Source organism: Nocardia sp. NPDC003979 (assembly GCF_053605015.1).
Map to the genome: position 1 here is coordinate 395986 of NZ_JBSGIJ010000004.1, position 20332 is coordinate 416317.

21 protein-coding genes are annotated in these 20332 nt (G+C 68.5%); 13 read left to right on the forward strand and 8 right to left on the reverse strand.

Annotated elements, in window-relative coordinates:
- Positions 1 to 492, reverse strand: coding sequence for a glutathione peroxidase (locus ACWEVR_RS11530; RefSeq protein ID WP_245655313.1), 492 nt, complete (start codon positions 490 to 492; stop codon positions 1 to 3).
- A 162-nt stretch (positions 493 to 654) separates the two neighbouring features.
- Here ACWEVR_RS11530 and ACWEVR_RS11535 point away from each other — a divergent pair, with 162 nt between their 5' ends.
- Complete coding sequence (locus tag ACWEVR_RS11535; RefSeq protein ID WP_452466854.1) at positions 655 to 2142, forward strand: FAD-dependent oxidoreductase; 1488 nt, start codon at positions 655 to 657, stop codon at positions 2140 to 2142.
- Between the two features lie 144 nt (positions 2143 to 2286).
- Positions 2287 to 3876: a GMC family oxidoreductase gene (locus tag ACWEVR_RS11540; protein ID WP_452466855.1), complete on the forward strand. Its 1590-nt coding sequence runs from the start codon at positions 2287 to 2289 to the stop codon at positions 3874 to 3876.
- A gap of 43 nt (positions 3877 to 3919) precedes the next feature.
- On the opposite strand, the gene ACWEVR_RS11545 is transcribed toward ACWEVR_RS11540, so the two are convergent.
- On the reverse strand, positions 3920 to 4264 hold the full coding sequence (locus ACWEVR_RS11545) for a DoxX family protein (RefSeq protein ID WP_067638743.1): 345 nt from the start codon (positions 4262 to 4264) through the stop codon (positions 3920 to 3922).
- Between the two features lie 112 nt (positions 4265 to 4376).
- Here ACWEVR_RS11545 and ACWEVR_RS11550 point away from each other — a divergent pair, with 112 nt between their 5' ends.
- Positions 4377 to 5231 carry a sigma-70 family RNA polymerase sigma factor gene (locus ACWEVR_RS11550; RefSeq protein WP_452466856.1) on the forward strand — a complete coding sequence of 285 codons (855 nt, stop codon included), beginning with the start codon at positions 4377 to 4379 and terminating at the stop codon, positions 5229 to 5231.
- 53 nt (positions 5232 to 5284) lie between these two features.
- Here ACWEVR_RS11550 and ACWEVR_RS11555 read toward each other — a convergent pair whose 3' ends face one another.
- The gene (locus tag ACWEVR_RS11555) at positions 5285 to 5761 is read right to left on the reverse strand and encodes an HAD-IIIC family phosphatase (RefSeq protein ID WP_452466857.1); all 477 of its coding nucleotides are present in this window, start codon (positions 5759 to 5761) and stop codon (positions 5285 to 5287) included.
- A gap of 212 nt (positions 5762 to 5973) precedes the next feature.
- Between ACWEVR_RS11555 and ACWEVR_RS11560 the strand changes: the two genes are divergently transcribed.
- On the forward strand, positions 5974 to 7197 hold the full coding sequence (locus ACWEVR_RS11560) for a PucR family transcriptional regulator (protein WP_452466858.1): 1224 nt from the start codon (positions 5974 to 5976) through the stop codon (positions 7195 to 7197).
- Between the two features lie 59 nt (positions 7198 to 7256).
- On the opposite strand, the gene ACWEVR_RS11565 is transcribed toward ACWEVR_RS11560, so the two are convergent.
- Both ACWEVR_RS11565 and ACWEVR_RS11570 read right to left on the reverse strand, forming a co-directional pair.
- Entirely contained in the window at positions 7257 to 8432 is a 1176-nt protein-coding gene (locus tag ACWEVR_RS11565; protein ID WP_452466859.1) for an esterase/lipase family protein, read from the reverse strand.
- A gap of 307 nt (positions 8433 to 8739) precedes the next feature.
- Entirely contained in the window at positions 8740 to 10083 is a 1344-nt protein-coding gene (locus tag ACWEVR_RS11570; protein ID WP_452466860.1) for a lipase family protein, read from the reverse strand.
- A gap of 339 nt (positions 10084 to 10422) precedes the next feature.
- Here ACWEVR_RS11570 and ACWEVR_RS11575 point away from each other — a divergent pair, with 339 nt between their 5' ends.
- The 4 genes from ACWEVR_RS11575 to ACWEVR_RS11590 all read left to right on the forward strand — a co-directional run bounded on the left by ACWEVR_RS11575 (position 10423) and on the right by ACWEVR_RS11590 (position 12502).
- Complete coding sequence (locus ACWEVR_RS11575; RefSeq protein ID WP_067638753.1) at positions 10423 to 10674, forward strand: hypothetical protein; 252 nt, start codon at positions 10423 to 10425, stop codon at positions 10672 to 10674.
- A 67-nt stretch (positions 10675 to 10741) separates the two neighbouring features.
- On the forward strand, positions 10742 to 11224 hold the full coding sequence (locus tag ACWEVR_RS11580) for a DUF2599 domain-containing protein (RefSeq protein ID WP_452466861.1): 483 nt from the start codon (positions 10742 to 10744) through the stop codon (positions 11222 to 11224).
- A gap of 33 nt (positions 11225 to 11257) precedes the next feature.
- Positions 11258 to 11914 carry an SDR family oxidoreductase gene (locus ACWEVR_RS11585; RefSeq protein ID WP_452466862.1) on the forward strand — a complete coding sequence of 219 codons (657 nt, stop codon included), beginning with the start codon at positions 11258 to 11260 and terminating at the stop codon, positions 11912 to 11914.
- A 348-nt stretch (positions 11915 to 12262) separates the two neighbouring features.
- Positions 12263 to 12502: a hypothetical protein gene (locus ACWEVR_RS11590; protein WP_357143766.1), complete on the forward strand. Its 240-nt coding sequence runs from the start codon at positions 12263 to 12265 to the stop codon at positions 12500 to 12502.
- A gap of 56 nt (positions 12503 to 12558) precedes the next feature.
- Here ACWEVR_RS11590 and ACWEVR_RS11595 read toward each other — a convergent pair whose 3' ends face one another.
- The gene (locus tag ACWEVR_RS11595; protein WP_181697057.1) at positions 12559 to 13443 is read right to left on the reverse strand and encodes a helix-turn-helix domain-containing protein; all 885 of its coding nucleotides are present in this window, start codon (positions 13441 to 13443) and stop codon (positions 12559 to 12561) included.
- Between the two features lie 18 nt (positions 13444 to 13461).
- Positions 13462 to 13695 carry a DUF397 domain-containing protein gene (locus tag ACWEVR_RS11600; protein WP_370465698.1) on the reverse strand — a complete coding sequence of 78 codons (234 nt, stop codon included), beginning with the start codon at positions 13693 to 13695 and terminating at the stop codon, positions 13462 to 13464.
- Positions 13696 to 14047: 352 nt separating this feature from the next.
- Between ACWEVR_RS11600 and ACWEVR_RS11605 the strand changes: the two genes are divergently transcribed.
- The 5 genes from ACWEVR_RS11605 (at position 14048) to ACWEVR_RS11625 (ending at position 18776) form a co-directional block, all read left to right on the forward strand.
- Positions 14048 to 14281: a hypothetical protein gene (locus ACWEVR_RS11605; RefSeq protein WP_067638762.1), complete on the forward strand. Its 234-nt coding sequence runs from the start codon at positions 14048 to 14050 to the stop codon at positions 14279 to 14281.
- Positions 14282 to 14370: 89 nt separating this feature from the next.
- Positions 14371 to 14805 (forward strand): CBS domain-containing protein, encoded by a 435-nt coding sequence (locus ACWEVR_RS11610; protein WP_225279725.1) that lies wholly within the window; start codon positions 14371 to 14373, stop codon positions 14803 to 14805.
- Between the two features lie 49 nt (positions 14806 to 14854).
- Positions 14855 to 16084, forward strand: coding sequence for a heavy-metal-associated domain-containing protein (locus tag ACWEVR_RS11615; RefSeq protein WP_452466863.1), 1230 nt, complete (start codon positions 14855 to 14857; stop codon positions 16082 to 16084).
- Entirely contained in the window at positions 16081 to 17472 is a 1392-nt protein-coding gene (locus ACWEVR_RS11620; RefSeq protein WP_452466864.1) for an alanine racemase, read from the forward strand. Before ACWEVR_RS11615 ends, ACWEVR_RS11620 begins: the two co-directional genes overlap by 4 nt.
- On the forward strand, positions 17469 to 18776 hold the full coding sequence (locus ACWEVR_RS11625; RefSeq protein WP_452466865.1) for a pyridoxal-phosphate dependent enzyme: 1308 nt from the start codon (positions 17469 to 17471) through the stop codon (positions 18774 to 18776). The genes ACWEVR_RS11620 and ACWEVR_RS11625 overlap by 4 nt, the downstream gene beginning before the upstream one ends.
- Here ACWEVR_RS11625 and ACWEVR_RS11630 read toward each other — a convergent pair whose 3' ends face one another.
- Positions 18777 to 20267, reverse strand: coding sequence for a condensation domain-containing protein (locus tag ACWEVR_RS11630; RefSeq protein WP_452466866.1), 1491 nt, complete (start codon positions 20265 to 20267; stop codon positions 18777 to 18779).
- Between the last annotated feature and the right edge of the window lie 65 nt (positions 20268 to 20332).

Genomic DNA, 20332 nt, shown 5'->3' on the forward strand with positions numbered 1-20332 from the left:
TCAGAGCTGGGCTTCGACGGCCCGCACGACCTCCGGGTCGTCCGGGGTGGTGCGCGGACGGAACCGCGCGGCCACCGCGCCGTCGCGGGCGATGAGGAACTTCTCGAAGTTCCACTGCACGTCACCGGCCGCGCCCTCGGCGTCGGGGGTCTCGGTGAGCACCTGATACAGCGGGTGCCGGTCGTCGCCGTTCACCGAGGTCTTCGCCAGCAGCGGGAAGTCGACACCGTAGGTGACCGAGCAGAATTCCTGGATCTCCTCGGCACTGCCGGGTTCCTGGCCCATGAACTGGTTGCACGGCACACCGATCACGGTGAAACCGCGCTCGCCGTAGTTCTTCTGCAGGTCGACCAGGCCGCTGTACTGCGGGGTCAGCCCGCATTTCGAGGCCACGTTCACCAGCAGCACGGCCTTGTCGCCCGCCAGTTCGCCCAGCGTGGTCGGCTCGCCGGCCAGGGTCTCTACCGCGATGTCCCGAATGTTCGCGCTCACGTGTGCACCACCAGATTCTTCTCGACGTGGGTTCGATCGCCACCGTACCGGAGCCGCGAACCGAAATCCGTGTCCCGCTGGACGGGAATTCTGTAACACGTTCTTGTTTTGTCGGCCTCCACGCGGCACCATTTCGGTACACACCCACCACCGGAGGCAGCCGTGACCGACAACAGCCCGCGTACCGACACCGTCCGGCCCCTGCGCGAGAACACCGTCGACCAGTGGGATTTCGAGGTCGACGTGGTCGTCGCCGGCTACGGCATCGCGGGAGTGTGTGCCGCCATCGAAGCCGCGCGCGCGGGCGCGAAGGTCCTGATCCTGGAACGCACCGGCGGCTGGGGTGGGGCCGCCGCACTCGCGGGCGGCTTCGTCTACCTCGGCGGCGGGACGGCGCTGCAGCGTGTGCTCGGCTTCGACGACACCCCCGAGAACATGGCCACCTTCCTGACGGCCGCGCTCGGCCCCGGTGTCGATGCCGCCAAGATCGCCGACTACTGCGCGGGCAGTGTCGAACACTACGACTGGCTCGTGGACTGCGGTGTGCCGTTCAAGGAGGAGTTCTGGGGCGAGCCGGGCTGGGAGCCGCCGCACGACGAGGGCCTGATGTATTCCGGCGGCGAGAACGCGGCGCCGTTCCTCGATATCGCCAAACCCGCACCGCGCGGGCACGTTCCGCAGCTGGCGGACAAGAAGATCGGCGAACGCAGCGGCGGATACATGCTGATGAAGCCACTGGCCGACACCGTCGCCGAGCTCGGTGTCGCCGTCGAATACGACACCCGCATCCGGCGGCTGATCGTCGACGCCGACGATCGGGTGGTCGGCCTGGTCGCGACCCGGTTCGGTAAGCCGGTCACGGTTCGGGCTGCCCGCGGCGTGGTCCTGGCGACGGGCAGTTTCGCGTACGACACCGAGATGATCGATCGCTACACCCCGCAGCTGAGCGGCCGCCCCGGCGCGGCCATCGAAGAGCACGACGGCATCGGCATCCGGTTGGCGCAGGCGCTGGGCGCCGAACTGGCCCACATGGACGCCAGCGAGGTCGCGATCTTCGGTGACCCGCAGATGATGGCGCGCGGCATCCTCGTCAACGGGCGCGGACAGCGCTACATCGCCGAGGACACCTACCCCGGCCGGATCGGCCAGGCCACCCTGTTGCGGCAGGAGAACCAGGCCTTCCTCATCCTCGACGAACGATCCCTCGAGGAGGCCCTCGCCACCGAGAGTTCGACCCCGTTCTTCCGGTTCCCGCCCAAGTGGGTCGCCGAGACGGTCGCCGAACTCGAGGCCGAGATGGGTCTGCCCGAGCAGGCGCTGCAGACGACGGTCGCCACCTACAACCGGCACGCCGCCAACGGCAGCGATCCCCTGCTCGGCAAGAAGCCCGAGTGGGTGCGCCCGATCGAGGGCTCGCTGGCCGGGTTCGATCTGCGCGGTTTCACCGCCGGATTCACCCTCGGCGGGCTGCGCACCGATCTGGATTCGCGGGTGCTGCACGTGAGCGGGGAACCGATTCCCGGGCTGTTCGCCGCCGGTCGGTGCACCTCAGGGCTGTGCGCGGGCGGTTATGTCAGCGGGGCATCGCTCGGTGACGGCAGCTTCTACGGTCGCCGCGCGGGTCGCGCCGCGGCCGCCGGGACCTACTGAGTCCCACCGGACGCCGACTGTCAGTACGCTGCTTGCAGCACCCGGCCCGACGCCGAGTCAGGCTGTGCTCGCGGTGTTTTCACGCGGGCCTCGGGTGTATCCGTGTTGGCTACGACAGATGCAGTGCAGGATCGGAGTTGGACAGTGCAAGCAGGTGGGACGTCCGCGGATTACGTGATCGTCGGCTCCGGGTCAGCGGGGGCGGTGCTCGCGAACAGGCTCAGCGCCGACGCGGGCACCACGGTCGTACTGTTGGAGGCGGGGCCCGCCGACGACGACAAGTTCGCCCATATTCCGGCGGCGTTCTCGAAACTGTTCCGCAGCGAACGGGATTGGGACTACTCCACCGAACCGCAGCCCGCGCTCGGTGACCGCCGGATCTACTGGCCGCGCGGCAAGACCTTCGGCGGCTCGTCATCGATGAACGCGATGATGTGGGTGCGCGGTTTCCGCGCCGACTACGAGGAATGGGGACTGCTGGCGGGCGAGAAGTGGAACTTCGCCTCGGCCGTCGAACAGTTCCGCAAGATCGAGAACGTGCAGGACGCGCAGTTCCCCGACGAGGGCGCGAAGGGGCCGCTGCACGTGCAGCGCCAGCGCAGCCCACGCGCCTCCACCCATGCCTTCCTCGAGGCGGCGCGGCAGGCGGGCCACAAACTCGAGGCCGCGAATCGTCCGGCGCCCGAAGGTTTCACCCAGACCATGGTGACCCAGCGCGACGGCAGGCGCTGGAGCACCGCCGACGCCTACCTGCGGCCCGCGATGAAGCGCGCCAACCTCACCGTGCGGGCCGAGGCACTGGCCACCCGGGTGCTGTTCGAGGGAACCAAGGCGACCGGCGTCGAGTTCCTGCACGACGGGCAGACCCACGTGGTGACCGCCGCCAAGGAGGTCATCCTGTGTGGCGGCGCGGTGAACAGCCCACAGCTGCTGCAGCTTTCGGGCATCGGTGACCGCGAACAGCTCACCGGACACGGCATCGATGTGGTCGCCCACTCCCCCGAGGTCGGCGCCAATCTGCAGGACCATCTGATCGCCGCACTCGGCTACAGCGTGGAGTCCGATTCGCTGTACACGGCGGAGAAGCCGCTGGAACTACTGAACTATCTGGTGCGGCACCGGGGCATGCTCACCTCCAATGTGGGTGAGGCGTACGGCTTCGTGCGCAGTGAACCCGAGCTCGAGCACCCCGACCTCGAGCTGATCTACGCGCCGGCGCCCTTCTATCACGAGGGCCTGGTCGAGGCGACCGAGCACGGTGTGGTGCTCGGATCCATCCTGTTGCGTCCGCGTAGCCGTGGCCGGATCGGTCTGGCCTCGGCCGATCCGACCGCCAAGCCGGTGATCGATCCGCGCTACCTGTCCGACCCCGACGGCGCCGACCTGACCGCGCTGACCGCCGGTCTGCGGGTGTGCGCCGGGCTCGCGGGCCAGCCGGCGCTCAAGAGCACACTCGGACCGCTGATCTACCCGCCGCAGGCACCCGATGATCTCGAGGCGACGATCGCGCTGACCATCGAGAAGTTCTCGCACACCCTGTACCACCCGGTCGGCACCTGCCGGATGGGCACCGACGCGGCCAGTGTCGTCGGCCCGGATCTGAAGGTGCGCGGTGTCGAGGGTCTGCGCGTGGCCGACGCCTCGGTGATGCCGTTGATCATCCGTGGGCACACCAACGCGCCGGCGATCTTCATCGGCGAGCAGGCCGCCGACTTCATCCTGGCGAGCGCCTGAGCCGACGGTGGTGGCGCGCCGACGCGGCACGCCACCACCGGTCTCACGCCACGGCCAGCGTCAGCGAGGCGCCCGCGAGCAGCAGATAAGGCAGCGGATAGGCCACGTGCGAGTAGCAGCGGGTGAGTAGCACGGTGATCTCGGCGCCGATGAAGTACAGCACCAATCCGGCCGCGGCGGCCACGGCCAGCGGCCGGTACGCCAGGCCCGCGAGCAAACCGATCCCGCCTGCGGCCTTGATGACGGCCAGCGGTGGCAGCGCCCAGGTGGGCAGCCCGTATTCGCGCATGTTCTCGCGCACCCAGTCGGCGCGGAACACGTCGATTCCCGAGGCGATCAGGGCGGCCAGTGCGGCGAGCACGGTGACGACGACGTATGCGGTGTTCATTGATTCCTCCGTTTTCGGCGGACGAACGCCTCTGCCACAGTGGAGACAGCAAGGCGACGACGGCGGAGTGCCGTCTTTCCCGGTGACGACCGGCGACCACGAAAGGTGACCGATGCGCGCGGATTCGCTCGCGCTGATGTTCGAACAGCGCCGGGACCGGCTGCGTCGTCTCGCGCACCGGATGCTCGGTGCCACCGCCGAGGCCGAGGACGTGGTGCAGGAGGCGTGGTTGCGCCTGGCCAGGACCGACGCGGTGATCGCCGACCTGGACGGCTGGCTCACCACCGTCGTGTCCCGGCTGTGCCTGGATCTGTTGCGGGCCCGCGCGCGGCGCCCCGAAACCCATGCCGACGAGGTCGACCTCCCGACCACCGATGCCGGTCCGGAAGCCGAAGCACTGCACACTGATTCGGTGGAGCGTGCGGTGCTGGTGGTGCTCGACGCGCTGGGTCCGGAGGAACGGGTGGCGTTCGTGCTGCACGACCTGTTCGCTGTGCCGTTCGCCGACATCGCACCGGTACTCGGGCGCACACCCGCGACGACCAAGAAGCTCGCCAGCCGGGCCAGGCAGCGAGTAAACGCGCCGGCCACGATGAGCACGGCCGACCTCGTCGAGCAGCGCGCGGCCGTTGCCGCGTTCCTGCGGGCCGCGCGCGGCGGTGACCTCGTCGCGCTGCTCGAGGTTCTCGCGCCCGATGTGGTCCGCACCGCCGATCCGGCGGCGCTCACGCCGGGGATGGCCGCGGTGGTCCGTGGTGCGCGGGCGGTGGCCGAGGGCGCGGTCGCGCTGCGGCAACGCTCGCGCGAGGCGGTCATGGTTCTCGTCGACGGCAGGCTTGGCCTGGTGCTGACCCGGGCGGGCAGGCCGATCTTCGTGCTGACCTTCCAGGTGCGCGAGGGCCGGATCGCCGCCTACGACGTGTCCGCGACTCCGGAGCGGTTCACGCTGTCGCTGCTCAGCTCATGAATTCGGCAGTCGATGCAACTTCGCCGTCGATGCATCGACCGGAATACCGCAGGTCAGAAGGCCGGAACCCGCGCGAACCCGAGTGGCGGAGTCGGCATCGGACCCGAACGCAGGTCGTGGCGGAAGTCGGGAAGCAGCGGCAGCATGTCGACATTGCGTGCCGCGTAGCAGCGCACCATCGGCAACGCACACGAGACCTCGGCGCGCTCCACGGGTTCGGCATCGATGAACGCCATGCCCTCGAGCCCGAGCCCGAGGGTGCCCGCGATCCGCACGATCGCGGCCGACTTGCGTCCCCAGCCGATCTCGACCGCCGAGAACATGTCGTGCAGCCCGTGCCGATAGAGCGTGCGCATGGTGCGCGCGCGGTCGCCTCGGGCCGCGACGGCATGCAGCACGCCGCGGTCGCTCAACATCGTCAACGTGCGCAGCGCTGGTGGGCGCGGCGCGGCGCTGGTCCCGTCGTGGACCACACCGTCCCACAGGGTTTCGTCCAGTTCCCAGACCAGACAACGGACGGCAGGTCGCATGGTGGTGCCCCTATCGGTTCGTTCCGGCGCGCTGAACTCTACAACCTGTGATGCCACCGGGACCACCCTTGTGACGGCCCACCAAGATCGGGCGGTGGACACGCGAACGTCACCCAGAACCCGGCGTTTCATTCCGGATCTTGCCTGCCTTGGCTAGGGTGAACAGGCTGGACAGCGGGGGGACAGCCGAAATCAGGCGAAGGGAACTTCAGATGTCCGTACACAATCCACCACGGCAATCGCTCACGATCTCGGGGCGGCCGATGTCGTCTCCCCTCAAAGACGTCCGGGCGTTGTCACGGCAGATGGTAGGACATTTCGTCGAGAACGTCGCGCCGTGCGGCACGCTGCCGGGCGACGCCATCACGGGGGACGTCACCACCATCACCCGCATCTGCCTGGAATTCGCGGTCAGCATGCTCGACGGCCGCGATATCCCCAGCACCTTGCAGCGTCTGCAGGACGCCGCCAGCGGCTGGGCCCGCGAGGGCGTGCCGATCGACACCATCCACCACTCCATCGCCGAGGGCTTCAAGATGGGCTTGGACCTGGTGGTCGCGAGCGCGTCGGTGAAGGACTACGACAACCTCGTCGACGGCGTGAAGATGGTGATGGAAATGCTCGACACCATCACCTGCCAGGTCTCGCTGGCCTATGTGCGCGAATTGCGCGGCGTGGTCAGCGAACATCACACGGCGGTGCACACCCTCACCTCCGCGCTGCTCGGCGGGCACAGCACCTCGACCATGGCCCGCGAATGCGGCATCGCCATCGCCGAGCAGTACGCCGTGCTCGCGCTGTCGATTCCGCCGCACCGCGAGGAGGCCAATCCGGCGCTCGATCAGAAGGTGGTGGCCCGGCGCAAGCTGCGCCGCGTGCAGGCCGAGCTGGCCAAGCGCTGCGGTGATACGGCGCTGTCGCTGCTCAGCGTCGACGGCGGCACCGTGCTCATCCCCGCCGAGACCTTCGACCGCGACGGCCTCACCGCCCTGGTCGCCCAGCTCTCCCAGGCCGCGCAGGTCGGCATCACGGCCGCGCTGGTCGAAGCGAGCACCACCGGCGTTCCCGACGCCGCCGATCAGGCCCACGAGCTGCTCGACATGGTCCAGCGCCTCGAGGTCACCTCGGGTCTGTACCGCTTCGACGAACTCGCGCTCGAGTACCAGCTCACCCGGCCGGGACCCGGACGCGAATTCCTCGGCTCGCTGCTCGATCCGCTCGACCAGTTCCCCGAACTGCTGGAAACTCTGCAGCGCCACATCGCCAACAACCTCAACCGGCAGCGCACCGCGCGGGTGCTGCACGTGCACACCAACACCGTCGACTACCGGCTCAAGCGCATCGGTCAGCTCACCGGTTTCGACCCCACCCAGCCGTCGGGACTGTGGTACCTGCGTTCGGCATTGGTCGCCCGCAGCTATCGCACCACCGTCTGATCCACGAAAAAGGCGCTGCCCGGGGATGATTCCCCGGGCAGCGCCCGTTTCACTCGGGGTCAGAGGCTGCCGCCACCGCCGACCAGCCAGGGGTTGAAGGTGCACACGATCTGCTGACCGGGATCGATGGCGTTGAGCGCGATCGACAGGGCGCGCGGCGAGTACATCATCGTGAGATGGTCGGAGACGTCCTGCTCACAGCCTTCCTGCAGGGTGATGTTGCGGACGGTGGAGCCCGGGCCCTGCTTCAGGAAGGTCAGATCGTAGGGGTTGGTGACCTCGTCGTACCGGGTGCCGACGATGGTGTAGTCGATGCCGGGGACGGTGTCGCCGTTGGCGTTGAGCTGGTTGACGAAGTCCGAACCGATGGTCTGCTGGATACCGGCGTGCCCGACGAAGATCTCGATGAAGCCGAGGATGTCGATGCCCAGGTTGTTGATCATGCGGCCCAGGGCGCCGATGCCGTCGAGGCTGGTGCCGTGGTGGGTGGCGCCGTAGGTGATCAGGTTCTTCACCTTGTCGGCGCCGCCGTCGAACTTGGTGTACCAGTTCGACATCGATCCACCCTGCGAGTGGGCGACGATGTCGACTTCGTCGGCGCCCGTGGCCGCGAGGACCCGGTCGACGAACAGGGCCAGCTGATCGGCCGAGTCCTGGATGTAGCCGGTGCCCATCACGCCGGGCAGCACCGAGCCCAGACCGCCGCCTTCGATCAGGTTGGAGCGACCGTAGTTGAAGGTGAAGGTGCACAGCCCGGCGTTCTTGAACTCCGGGCCCATGAACGCGTAGCCGTTGTAAGCGTTCATCCAGGTGCCGTGCACCATGACCAGCGGACGGTCGCCGTCGGCGGGCTTGCAGTTCCAGTCGTTGGCGCCGGGAGGCGCCGCGTCGCCGTTGGCCAGGCCGTAGGCGAAGGCCGCGAGGAACGAGGTCTGGGCCGGGCCGACGCCGACGGTGTCGCTGGAGTAGCCGCCCGACGAGCCCGAGCTGGAGCCCGAGCCGCCATAGCAGTCGCCGGAGCCGTTGCCCGAGCCGGTGCCGCTACCGGAGTTGCAGGCCGAGCCGCTGGGGCCGGCCACCGACCGGCCCGCGGCGATGATCTCGGCGAGAGCCTGCTCGGTCGGCGCGTCGTTGGGGGCCGCGCCTGCCCCTGGGCCGGTGAGCGCCACGGCGAGCGCGCTGACGCCGGTGAGCATCGCTGTCTGCAGCGCGCGTCGGCGACTGGGAGATTTCATCGTTGGCGTATCTTCCTGTGCGATTCGATAATTCGTGTCCCCTTTTTCGATCGGGAATACGAATGGCTTGTCGAAACCGCACCGAACATAAGCCCGCGAATTCACGACATTTCGTTTCTCCGTGGGGTTCTGGGTAGTTCACCACCGGTCGACGACGGGCCCCATGACGGCACACAGGAACTTTTCCCCACGGCGATCCCGCAGGTCGGGACACTGATCGGGAGAAATAGTGATACTTCCCAGAACATTCGCCCGTTCACACTGACCAAGCACTGAAACATCAACATTTCGGCCGGAAAAAGGGGGCTCAGCATTCGCTGTGCGCGGGAATCCCTCGTAGCCGCTCGTCGAGCCACAGCATCGCCTCCGGATATCCGGTCACCGCACCGACGATGTGCTCGCCGAGTACCCCGCGATACACCGCGGTCGCGCCGAGTTCGCACTGTTCCTGATAGAGATTGCGCGCACCCTCGGCCGGGATCCAGAACTCCTGCTCCCCGTTGTAGACGTAGAGCGGTGTGGCCGAACGCATTCCCTCCATCCGGGTGACCTCGTAGATCCGGGCGGCCAGGTCCGAGCGCAGGGGGTCGGCGATATTGGCGCCGACATCGATGGGCAGGTGCAGGATGCCGGGCAGCGCGAAGATGCTCACGCACTGGTCCTTCATCGCCGAGGTCGCCACCCAGCGGCCGAGATTGTTCATGGCGGCCAGGATTTCGGGCCGCTCGCGCCCGACCGCGAGGGTCGCGGCCATGAAGATGCCCGACGCCAGATTGGCGTTCATGCTGCGGGCGAGGATCTCGAAGTCGGCGGGTACGCCGCCGAGGGCGGCACCGACGATCACCTCGGCCAATTCCGGTGCGTAGGAGGCGATCAGCTTCGCCGCGCCGTGCGTGGCGATGGCGCCGCCGGAGTATCCCGTCATCGCGAACGGGCTGGCGCCGTAGGTCTGCGGCTCGACATTCCTGGTTGCCCGGATCGCGTCGAGAACGGCGTGTCCGGCGACATACGGTTCGGCGTAGGCCATTCGGGGGCCCTGATGGTCGGGGATCAGGACCGCGTATCCGCGTAGCACCGCCAGCTGGGTGGTCGGCGGCAGGAACTCGGTGGCGCTCGATTTCGGCGAAAGCCCGTGTGTGAACGTGTAACCGGGCGTGCAGGACAGGCCGAGCGCGTCGATGGGCAGGTTGTTCACCAGCACCGGCCGGTCGCCGGGACCGGTCCACTCGGTGGCGGGCACGATCAGCGTCGCGGTCGCGAACGACGGGGCGCCGTGGGCGTCGGAGGTGCGGAACTTGAGCAGATGCGCGGACCGTACCGGAACCAGGGTCAGCGGGCCCGCGACGGCGGTGACGTCGCGCACCTCGACGAGGTCACCCGGTGCCAGCTCGGCCAGGCCCTCGGGCCAGTGATCGAAGGTGGGATCGCCTACGGGAGAGGGCATTACGGCCGCTCGCAGCGCGGCGAGCTCGGCGTCGGGGTCGGGGTCCGCGCCGGACGGGATCGGCGAGGGCAGCACCTGGTCGATCCAGCGTTGCAGATCGGGCAGGATTCCGGGGGCGGCCGGGGGCAGGGGTTCGGCGGTTGCGGTGCCGACGGCGAGCGGACACAACAGCAGTAGCGAACAGAGCAGGACACGCACAGATCTCATGGCACTCACACGCCTTCGGGTGGCACATCGGACTCGTGACCTGACACCCGGCGATGCGGTACTCGAGGGCCGCGGCGAAACCTCCCCTGTGCGCCGTCGTCAGTGTTCTCACGGTACGTCCCACCGCATCGGCGCACGGCCGTCGTTCCCGACTCGTGCACGCCCCGCGTCCGGATCGCAACAACCAGGCATGTTCGATGCTTCGGAGAAAGTACCGGCGCCGGACCAGGCGGTTTGTGAATTCTCCAGCCGAGTACAGAACATGTTCTCCTTCATGGTCGCGCGCCCTACCGTCGAGTAGCAAGGCGCCTACCAGCGCCGGGGCAGAAGGAGCACGCCATGATTCCCATCGACGCGAACATTGCCGCCGCCGGTCACCCCCTCGACCACACCGACATACCGACGCGGCGGATCACCGTCTACTTCGACGGACCCACCCCACAGGACGCGATGGTCCTCGAATACGCCGCAACCCAGTCCGAGGCATGGGAATTCACCACCGCCGCCGTGCACGCGGGCCTGCTGGTGACCGTCGACGGACGAGTGGAGCCCGGCCTGCGCCGGTTGCCGTGCCGTTCGCTGTGGCACTGAGCCTCACACCGCCGCACTAGGCTGGTGCGGCGGTCGTGTCCCGATCGCGGGGACACAGGAGGTGCGCGTGACACGGTGGCAGTACCCGGTCGCCGTGGCCGTGTTCGCGGCACTCGCCGTGGCCGGCTGCGGCTCGCAGGAGGCCGAGCAGGCCGCGCCGACCACCGTCGCACCGACCACGACTGCTCAGCGCACCGCCGTCACCCTGGCACCGTCGACCACCACCGTCGACCCGTACGCGGGCCTGCCGCTCATCGACGAGGTCCGCTGGACGAGCAATGTCGACGGCGCCCGCCTGCTGGTGTTCCCCACCGTGGCGGGTCGCAAGACCGCCGCGCCCGGTACCGACGAGGCGGCCTGGCGGGAAGTTCTCGCCCTCGACCCCACCGCCGACTCGCCGGGCATGCGCGACCAGTTCCTGTGCCACTGGGTGTGGGCGAGGATGGTTGCGCCGGACAAGACGAGCTGGAACCTCGAACCGTGGCGACCGGCCGTCGGCTATTCGGCCACGGTCTCGGCGAACTGCAATCCCGGCGGCCCGGAACGCTGAGGTCCGCGCCGCGCGGCGAAAGGAGCACAGGTTATGCGCGTTGTCATCGCAGGCGGACACGGCAAGATCGCCCTGCTACTGGCCGGGCTGCTCACCAGGGACGGCCATCAGGTGCACGCCCTCATCCGCGATCCCGCCCAAGCCGCCGACATCACCGCGACCGGCGGTGTGCCCGTGATCCACGACATGGAACGTGACGACCCGGCCGACCTCGTCACCGCGGTCGCCGGGTCGGACGCGGTGGTCTTCGCCGCGGGTGCGGGCCCGGGCAGCGGCGTGGACCGCAAGTACACCGTCGACCTGGGCGGCTCGGTCCAGCTGGCCGACGCGGCCGACCGGGCCGGGGTACGACGGTTCGTGCAGATCTCGACGATGGGCGCCGGTCAGCCGCCCGCACCGGGCACCGACGAGGTGTGGGCCGCCTACATCGATGCCAAGACCAAGGCCGAGGACGATCTGCGGGCCCGCGCGCTGGACTGGACCGTCGTACGGCCGGGCAGGCTCACCGACGCCGAGGGCAACGGTCTGATCACGCTGGGACCACCGCCGGTCGGGCGCGCCGATGTGCCGCGCGCCGATGTCGCCGCGACGCTCGCGTCGATCTTGGTCGCCGACAATACTTTTCGACGCACCCTCGAGGTGGTCTCGGGACACGACCCGATCGAGTCGGCCGTCGCCGCGATTCGATAGCCGAAAATTAACCAGGCCAATACTTTTGAGGCCGATCGGCGTGCCGGCAGGGTGCCGGGCACCGGCTGACATCCACCGGTACGCCGCCGAAGCGCCGGTCACACCACTGTTCGGCGCGGACGGTGTGCGAATCCGGTGGCGCCGAGCCGGATTCGCCGCCCAGAAGCCGGGGTGAGCACCGAATCGAGACCTAATCGATCGTGCAGATGTGCTTGCATCTGAAAGTGGCTCCGTCCTAAACTCAGGGCCGCAACACAATTCAGGGGATAGTCAGGGGAGGCCGCGAGCGGCACACCTGGGGCTATAGTTGCCTCGGGTTTGCCACTGCCTAGACACAGGGGCGTTCACATGAACCACACCACCGGCCGTTTCGGCCTCGCTGATCGCGCGGCGGTCACCCACCCCTCGAGGGAAACCGCGGTCGCTTTCGTCATCGACGCCGTCGAATCCACCGGCGCCGCGACCCGCAACGATTTCGATATCGAGCGCATCGTCACCACGGCCCACGAACTGGCCGACGACTGGGACCTGCAGGTGCTGACGCCGGACACGTTCTGGCGGATCGCATCCGGCTGCATCCGCTACTGATCCGGACAGCCTGCCGCTTCCGGCGAACGGAAGCGGCACTGCGGCCCGCCCGGGGGTCAGGCCCGCTCGGCGTACTCCCGCAAAATCTCGCGTGAGCGGTCGGGGTGCGCGGCCTGCACGCTGAGCTGGTCCATCACCGACAGATACAGCGCGAGATCCTGCCTGCGCTCCAGATAGAGCGCGCTGGTGAGTTGCTCCAGGTACACGATGTCGGGCAACTCCGGCTCGGCGAAGCGGAGAATGCTGAACGAACTGCCCGCCGCCGCGTGCCCGCCCGCCGAGTACGGCAGCACCTGCACGGTGACGTTCGGCAGCAGAGACAGTTCGATCAGATGACGCAACTGATTCCGGTGCACCTCGCGCCCACCCACCGGCCGGTGTAGCACGGCCTCGTCGATGACCGCCCACACCACCGGCGGGTCGACGCGGCGCAGCACGTCCTGGCGCAGCTGACGAACCTGCACGCGCCGCTCGGTCTCGGCATCGTCGAGACCGACGGTGACGATCGCCCGGGTGTACTCCGGGGTCTGCAGCAGACCGGGCACCAATTGGGTCTCATAGGTACGGATTTGGCTCGCGGCCTGTTCGAGCCCCAGATAGGTGCTGAACCACGACGGCAGCAGATCGCTGTAGCGGTGCCACCAGCCCGGTTCGTTGGCCTGCCTGGCCAGATCGAAGAACGCCTCACGATCTACGGGGTCGGTGACTCCGTAGAGCGTGAGCAGATCACGGATATCGCGTTCCTTGAAACCGGTGCGGCCCAGCTCGAGTCGGCTGATCTTGGCGTGGGAGCCGCGGATCGCCTCCCCCGCGGCCTCGCGGGTGATGCCCTTGCTCTCCCGCAACCTACGCAGTTGCCCACCCAGCGCGATGCGCAGCACAGTGGGACCACGGTCGACGATCGGTTGTACACGACCGATCTCGTGGGGTTCAGCCGTCATGACTCGCGATCTTACCGATCAGCAGGTCAAGTCGTCGAACTCTCCGGCCTTGGCGCCGCGGATGAATGCATCGATCTCCGGGCGTGTGTAGTAGATGACCGCGCCGCGCGGGTCGCGCGAGTTGCGCACAGCTACCGACCCGTCGGACACGGCGGCAACCTCAACGCAATTGCCGCTGGCGTTGCTGTACGTGCTCTTACGCCAGGCGTGGTCGGCGGGCCGTTCGCGCTGATCATGGTGCATTGCGGACATGCATTACTCCCTGTTCTCGTGTGATGTCCATCGGAGTGAAAGTTGCAGATGCACGCACAAACGTTCTTGCATCCGCTTTGCGCGATGCGGACATTAACACGCAGCCCGCGGTTGCGCACCGGTCGGTACGTACTCGCGCCCAGGGGGCGGGTGGCGTTCGCAAAGTGACGTCCAGTCCCCTGAATTCGCAAGGGCCACAGAGCCATCGGCCGCCGAAACGCCCCGAATGAGATCTCCGATGTGCTTGCATCTGCAATCACCGCACCCATAGACTCGGGGCAAGATCAACCCCCGGGGCCCGCTCGTCAAGAGCTGGGGCAGGCCCGGGCCCACCGGACACGAGGGGCCTGCGATGAGCATTCCGTATCGACCACCCCGCCGGGTCTCGGCCGGCACCGCCGGGCTCGAGCTCCCGCGCAGCCTCGCGGCAGAGGTAGCGCCGGTTTCCGCGTGTAGCGACGAGCCCTACGGGCTCACCTATCGGCAGGCTCGCGAGATGCTGCGTCAACACGACATCCACGGCCCGCAGTGCCGCCAATGGCTGGCCGCGGCGGCCTATCTGTCTGCGGGCCTGGACGACGAATAGCGCGGTCGTAACGTCTTCGTGCTGGTCACAGCGGTAAAAGCGGGGCATGCTTGGAGACGGACGGTCGGCGCGAGCACAGGTGGCGGCGTATGCGGATTGCGGAGATTCTGCGAAGCAAAGGCACAGCGGTAGCCACGGTGCCACCGGACACCACCGTGCGCGCGCTGCTGACGGTGCTGGCCGACCGCAATATCGGTGCCGTGGTCGTCTCCCCCGACGGCGCGACGATCGAGGGAATCGTGTCCGAACGCGACGTGGTTCGCCGCCTGGCCGTGCACGGCGCCGAACTGCTCGATCGTCCGGTCGCCGAGATCATGACCGCCCGGGTACGCACCTGCGGTCCCGACGACCACGTGTCCTCGCTGCGCGACGTGATGACCGAGCACCGCATCCGGCACATGCCGGTGGTGAGCGAGGACCGGTTGATCGGCATCGTGAGCATCGGGGACGTGGTCAAGAGCGAGATCACGGAACTGGCCACCGAACGCGAGCAGCTCGTCGACTACCTGCAGGGCAGGTACTGATCGTCGCGCTCGCGGCCGAAAAGCGTTGTCCGCGCGTATCGTTGACGAGGTGCACCCCGCGCAGCAGTACGACCGCCGTGTCGCTTCGCAGGTCCTCGCCCGGCTCGCCGCGCCCGGCGTGTTCGCGGGCATCGAGACCGCGCCGACCCGGATCGCCTTCCGCACGCGGGCTTTACAGCCCGAGCCGGGCGGGCGGCTCACCCAGTCGCAGCGGATGTATCTCGAGCGCTTCATGCGACCGTGCCGCCCGGAGCAGGTGACCAGCGCGACGCATCGCATCACCTGGACCGACAGCGCGGGCATTCCCAATACTGCGTACTACCGCCGGGACGGCGCCGGACCCGAGCTGGCTGTGGTCGCCAGGGAAACCGTACTGGCACTGTGGGATTCATTGGCGCGATCGGGTCTGCCGGAGCGGGCCGCCGATCTGAGCGAGCACGAACGGTCGGTGCTGGCGGCGACCACCACCGACCACGAACCGCACGAGATCTTCCGGGTCGGCATCGAAGCCACCGGGCGGGCCCTGGTCCAGCACGGCCTCCTCGCCGCCGACACCCCGTATCGCGGTATCGCCGAATTCGCCTGCGGGATGCGCGATTCGGGGATCTTCGCGGCGGTGGCGACGCGGTGGTTCTGGGAGTTGCAGGCCTCCACCTATCGGCGCGGCATGATCCCGGTCCGCTTCACCACCTCGCCCGATGGCACCGTGCGGTACACGCCCGAGTCGGTGGCGGTACTGCGGGCGATGAAGGAGGCCACCATTGCCGACGCGCACGCGGTGATGCGCAAGGCGACCACCGAGGAGGGTCTTAATGTCGAACAGGCGGTGGCCAAGTACCACGACGACCTCGACCTGATCTCGCGGCAGTACGCGCTGCTGCCGCCCGGAACCGGGCCGACGTGTCTCGCGGCGCCACCGGGCGCGGACGGGTCGTCGGTGCTCGCCGCAGTCGCGAATCAGTTCGTCGAGACATTCGTGGCGCTCTCGGAGCTCGTGGAGGTCGTCGAGGACGTCACCGAGGTAGCGGCCGGTGGCGAACCGCTCGCCGACGACAGCGTGTTCTCGGTACCGGACATGAGTTGCCGTCACTGTGTGCGGACCATCGGCGCCCTGCTCGAGTCGATGGATGTTCCCGTGCTCGAGATCGATCTGGCCACCAAACGGGTGATCGCCCGGATCCGCAGCCCGCGCCATCGGTTACGGGTGTTCGAGGCATTGCGCGACGGCGGGTACAACCCGGTCGACGAGGTGCCCTCGCCCGGCACACCGGTGGAATGACCCCGCCTGCTGTTCCCGCTGCCCTGCATCCGGTCGTGGCGGCGTTCATGGCGGACCGGGCGGCGGTGCACGCGGCGCTGGAGCGGTTCGGATCACCGCTGCACCTGGTGTTCCCGCAGGTGTTCGACGACAACCTCGCCGCGCTCACCGGAGTGCTGGACAGGGCACGGTGTAGGTCGCGGATCTACTACGCGCACAAGGTGAACCGATCCGCGGCCTTCGTCCGCTCGGCCGCACGGGCGGGGATCGGTATCGATGTCGCGTCCGGGGCGGAGTTGCGGTCGGCGCTGGAGGCGGGCTTCGCACCCGACCGTGTCGAGATCACCGGACCCAAGGGATCGTCACTGTTGCGGGCGGCCGTGGCGGCGGGAGTGACGATCAATGTCGACAATCTGTGGGAGCTGGCGCGTATCGCCGAACTCGCCGACGCGCAAGTGCCGGTGCTGCTACGTCTTTCGGGTTTCCCGGGGAGTGCGCCGAGCCGGTTCGGCATCGATCTCGGCGAAGTGGGCGAGGCGTTCGATCTGCTCGCCCGGCACCCCGATCGGCTGGCATTGCTCGGGGTGGCCTTCCACCTCGATACCGCGTCCACGCAGGAACGGATACGGGCCGTCGGCGAATGCCTGACAGTGATCGAGCGGGCCTACGCGCGCGGATTCACGCCGTCGGTGCTCGATATCGGCGGTGGGCTACGTCAGGTCTTCGTGGCCGACCCGGCCGCCTACGACGCCTACGATCAGGCTCTGCGGGCCGGATTGCTCGGCCACGAGCCCGCTCTGCACTGGGGCACGGGCAGTTTCGGCTATCACGTCGCCGACGGAGTCGCACACGGCACGCCGGTCTTCCACAAGTACGCCAATACCGACTCGGCCACCGACATCCTGACCGAACTCCTCGACGCACCCCTGCCGGAGCATGGTGGCCGGGCGCTGAGCGCGGTACTGGCGGACAATCTCCTCGATCTGTGGCTCGAACCCGGCAAGGCATTGGCCGATCGCGCGGGGATCACCGTGGCCCGGGTCGAATTCGTGAAGCGGGCGGGGACCGGGGCGACGCTGGTACACCTGGATCTGAGCCGCGACACCGTCACCGCGGCCGACCAGGAGGTGCTCATCGATCCCCTCGTGCTGTCCGAGCCCGGCGAATCCGCGCCCGCCGGAGTGTTCTTCGCCGGTCATCTGTGCTTGGAACGTGACCTGGTGACCCAGCGGCAGGTGCGGGTGACGCGGATTCCAGACCCCGGCGACCCGGTGGTGTTCCCCAATACCGGGGCCTACCACATGGATCTGTCGGCAGCCAACGCCGCCATGCATCCGACACCACCGAAAGTGGCTGTGCTGCATCGTGACAGCCGATTCGAGCTGTGCGACGACGAGGTGTGGCGATGATCTACTCCCACATCACCGAGCTGATCGGCAACACTCCCCTGCTCCGCCTCGACCCGCGCGTGCACGGGCTGGCGGGAGTCGAGCTGTACGCGAAACTGGAGTCGCACAATCCGTTCGGGTCGGTGAAGGACCGCATCGCCTGGTCCATGATCCGCGACGACATCGAGGCGGTGGCGGCAGGCGGGCAGTCGTTCATCGAGGCATCCAGCGGCAATACCGCCAAGGCGCTGCGGGTGCTCGGCGCGCTGCACGGGGTTCCGTTGCGCGCGGTCACCAACCGCATCCGGGTCACCGAGGTACGCCAGTTGCTGCAGTTGCTCGGCACCGACATCGTGGAGCTACCCGGCCTGTCCGAGTGCCCGGATCCGCATGCGGCCGACGATGTTTCGGCGGTCATCGAGCACACCACCGGGCAGGCGCCCGAGCGCTGGTTCCACCCGTCCCAGTACACCAACGAGCGCAATGTCGAGGCCCACCGCGACGGTACGGGCGCCGAGATCGCCGCCGACCTGGCCGCGACGGGCATCGAACACCTCGACTACCTCGTGGGTGGGCTCGGCACCACCGGGTCCACCCGTGGCACCGCCACCGCCCTGCTGGACACCCATCCGACGCTGCGCACGATCGGCGTGGTGTCGGACCGGTTCGATTTCATCCCCGGCATCCGCTCCGAACGCGAGATGTGGGACGTCGGCCTGTTCCGCCCGGATTTCTACCACGACATCGTCACCGTCGACTCCGCCACCGCCATCGACGCCACCCTCGATCTGGTGCGCGGATACGGTGTGCTCGCGGGTCCGACCAGCGGTGCGGGCTATGCCGCCGCCCTGCGCACGCTCGCCGACGCTCCACGCCCCGTGGACCGCCCGCTGGTCGCCGTGCTCATCGTCTGCGACCGGCTCGAACCGTATCTGTCGTATTTCGCCAAGCGCCGACCCGACCTGTTCGGCGCGCCCGAGGCCCCACCGCCACCGGACGCCGACTCCGCACCGACACTGACGCCTGCGGAGCTGGCCGAGCTCGACCGCACCGGCCGCCCGACGGTCGTCGACACTCGCGGCGCGATGGCCTACCGGGTCGGCCACATACCGGGCGCGATCAACCTGCGCGACGATCAGCTCGACGACATGCTCGGCCAGGGGATGCCCTTCCCACGCTCACGGCCGGTCGTGTTCGTCTGTCCGGTCGGAGAAGCGTCGCTGCGTTTCGCGGCCCTGACCCGGCAGGCCGGATATGAAGCCTTCAGCCTGTCGGGCGGGGTGGTCGCCTGGCGCGATGCGGGGCTGCCGCTCGAACGCGGCTGATCAGACCAGCGCCCGCGTGGCCCGTCGTGGCGACGGTGCCCGGCCGGTGGTCGCCAGCAGCGGCGGCAACGGGCCACGGTAGCCGTCGGCGAGCAGCGCGACCACCGCGCGGAACCGGTCGACGAAACGTGCGGCGACGGCGGGGTCGAAGCGAGCGAGGGGATACAGAAAGGACCCGTCGATCCCGGCCGGCGCGCCATGGGCTTCGTAGTGCGCGGTCAGGCCGAACTCGAGATCGTGCTTGGCGCGCACCACCCCGGTCGGCACGTCCGTGATCGAGAAGGACTGCGCGGCAGCCGGTTCCGTTCGCGTCGACTTCTGCAGGATGAGCGTCGCCTGGAACAGTGGCAGCGCGGCGTCCTGCGGCAGGCATCGCTTCAGTCGCGGATTCGGGGTGTCGGGGTGGGCGTAGGCGGCCAGCGCTACCCGGCGGACCTGGTCGATGAGTTCGTCGACGTCGGCCGCCCGGTCCAGGCGCACCCGCATCAGCACGTCGTCGGAGAAGTTGCCGACGAGGTCGTCGAGCAGTCGGTGGTCGCGGCCCGAAACCGCCGTCGCGACAGTCACATCGGCACACCTCGCGAACGCCCCGACGGTCACCGCGAACGCCGCCTGCAGCACCATGAACAGGCTCGCCCGCCGATCCTGGGCCAGCCGCAACAGACCCGCGTGGGTGGTGGCGTCGAAGGCGAGGGGAATCAGCGCGCCGGAGGCGGGGTCGCCAGCCGGCGCCGACTGTGGCCGCGCCGGGAATTCGAGCAATGCGGGCCTGCCCGCCAAAGCATTGGCCCAGTATCGCAATTCGTGGGTGGCCCGGCTCCACTCGTCGGTGAACTCGCCGAGCTGGGCGTGTTTCCACAGCGTGTAGTCGGTGTAGGTGACCGGCAGCGGCTCCCAGCGCGGGGCCGTGCCGGTGCGACAAGCTAGGTAAGCGCTCACGAGGTCGCGGGTCAGCGGGGCCATCGACCGTCCGTCGACCGAAATGTGGTGCACCACAAGGGCCAGGACGACGTCGTCGGGCGCGAGGACGAACAGCCGGGCCCGCAGGGGCAGATCGCGGGCCAGGTCGAACGGCCACGCCGCCAGATCGGCGATCGCGGCACCGAGGGCATCCTCGCCGACGTGTCGCACCGCGATGTCGAGCACGACCTCGGCCGGGTCGAGCACCTGCTGAGCCGGTCCGTGCTCGGTCACCGGGTACCGGGTCCGCAACGGTTCGTGCCGCGCGACCAGCAGCTCGAGGGCGTCGCGCAGCGCATCCACATCGATATCGGCGCCACGAATGCGCAAGGCGCGCGCCACATTCCAGTCCGCCGAACATCCCTGTCCCGCCGCATGCCACATGCGCTCCTGCGCGGGCGCCAGCGGCACGTGCGCGGGCCGGCGGCGTGGTTCGAGCGTCACCACGGGCGGCGCCGGGCAACACACCGCCTCGGCCCGCGTCGTCGCCACCGCGACACCGCGACCGAAACCCCCCGACCTGATCCCCACACCGGGATCCACCACAGACCGCCAACCTCCACCCGTCTCGAAACAGATGTGGGACGCTAACGAGC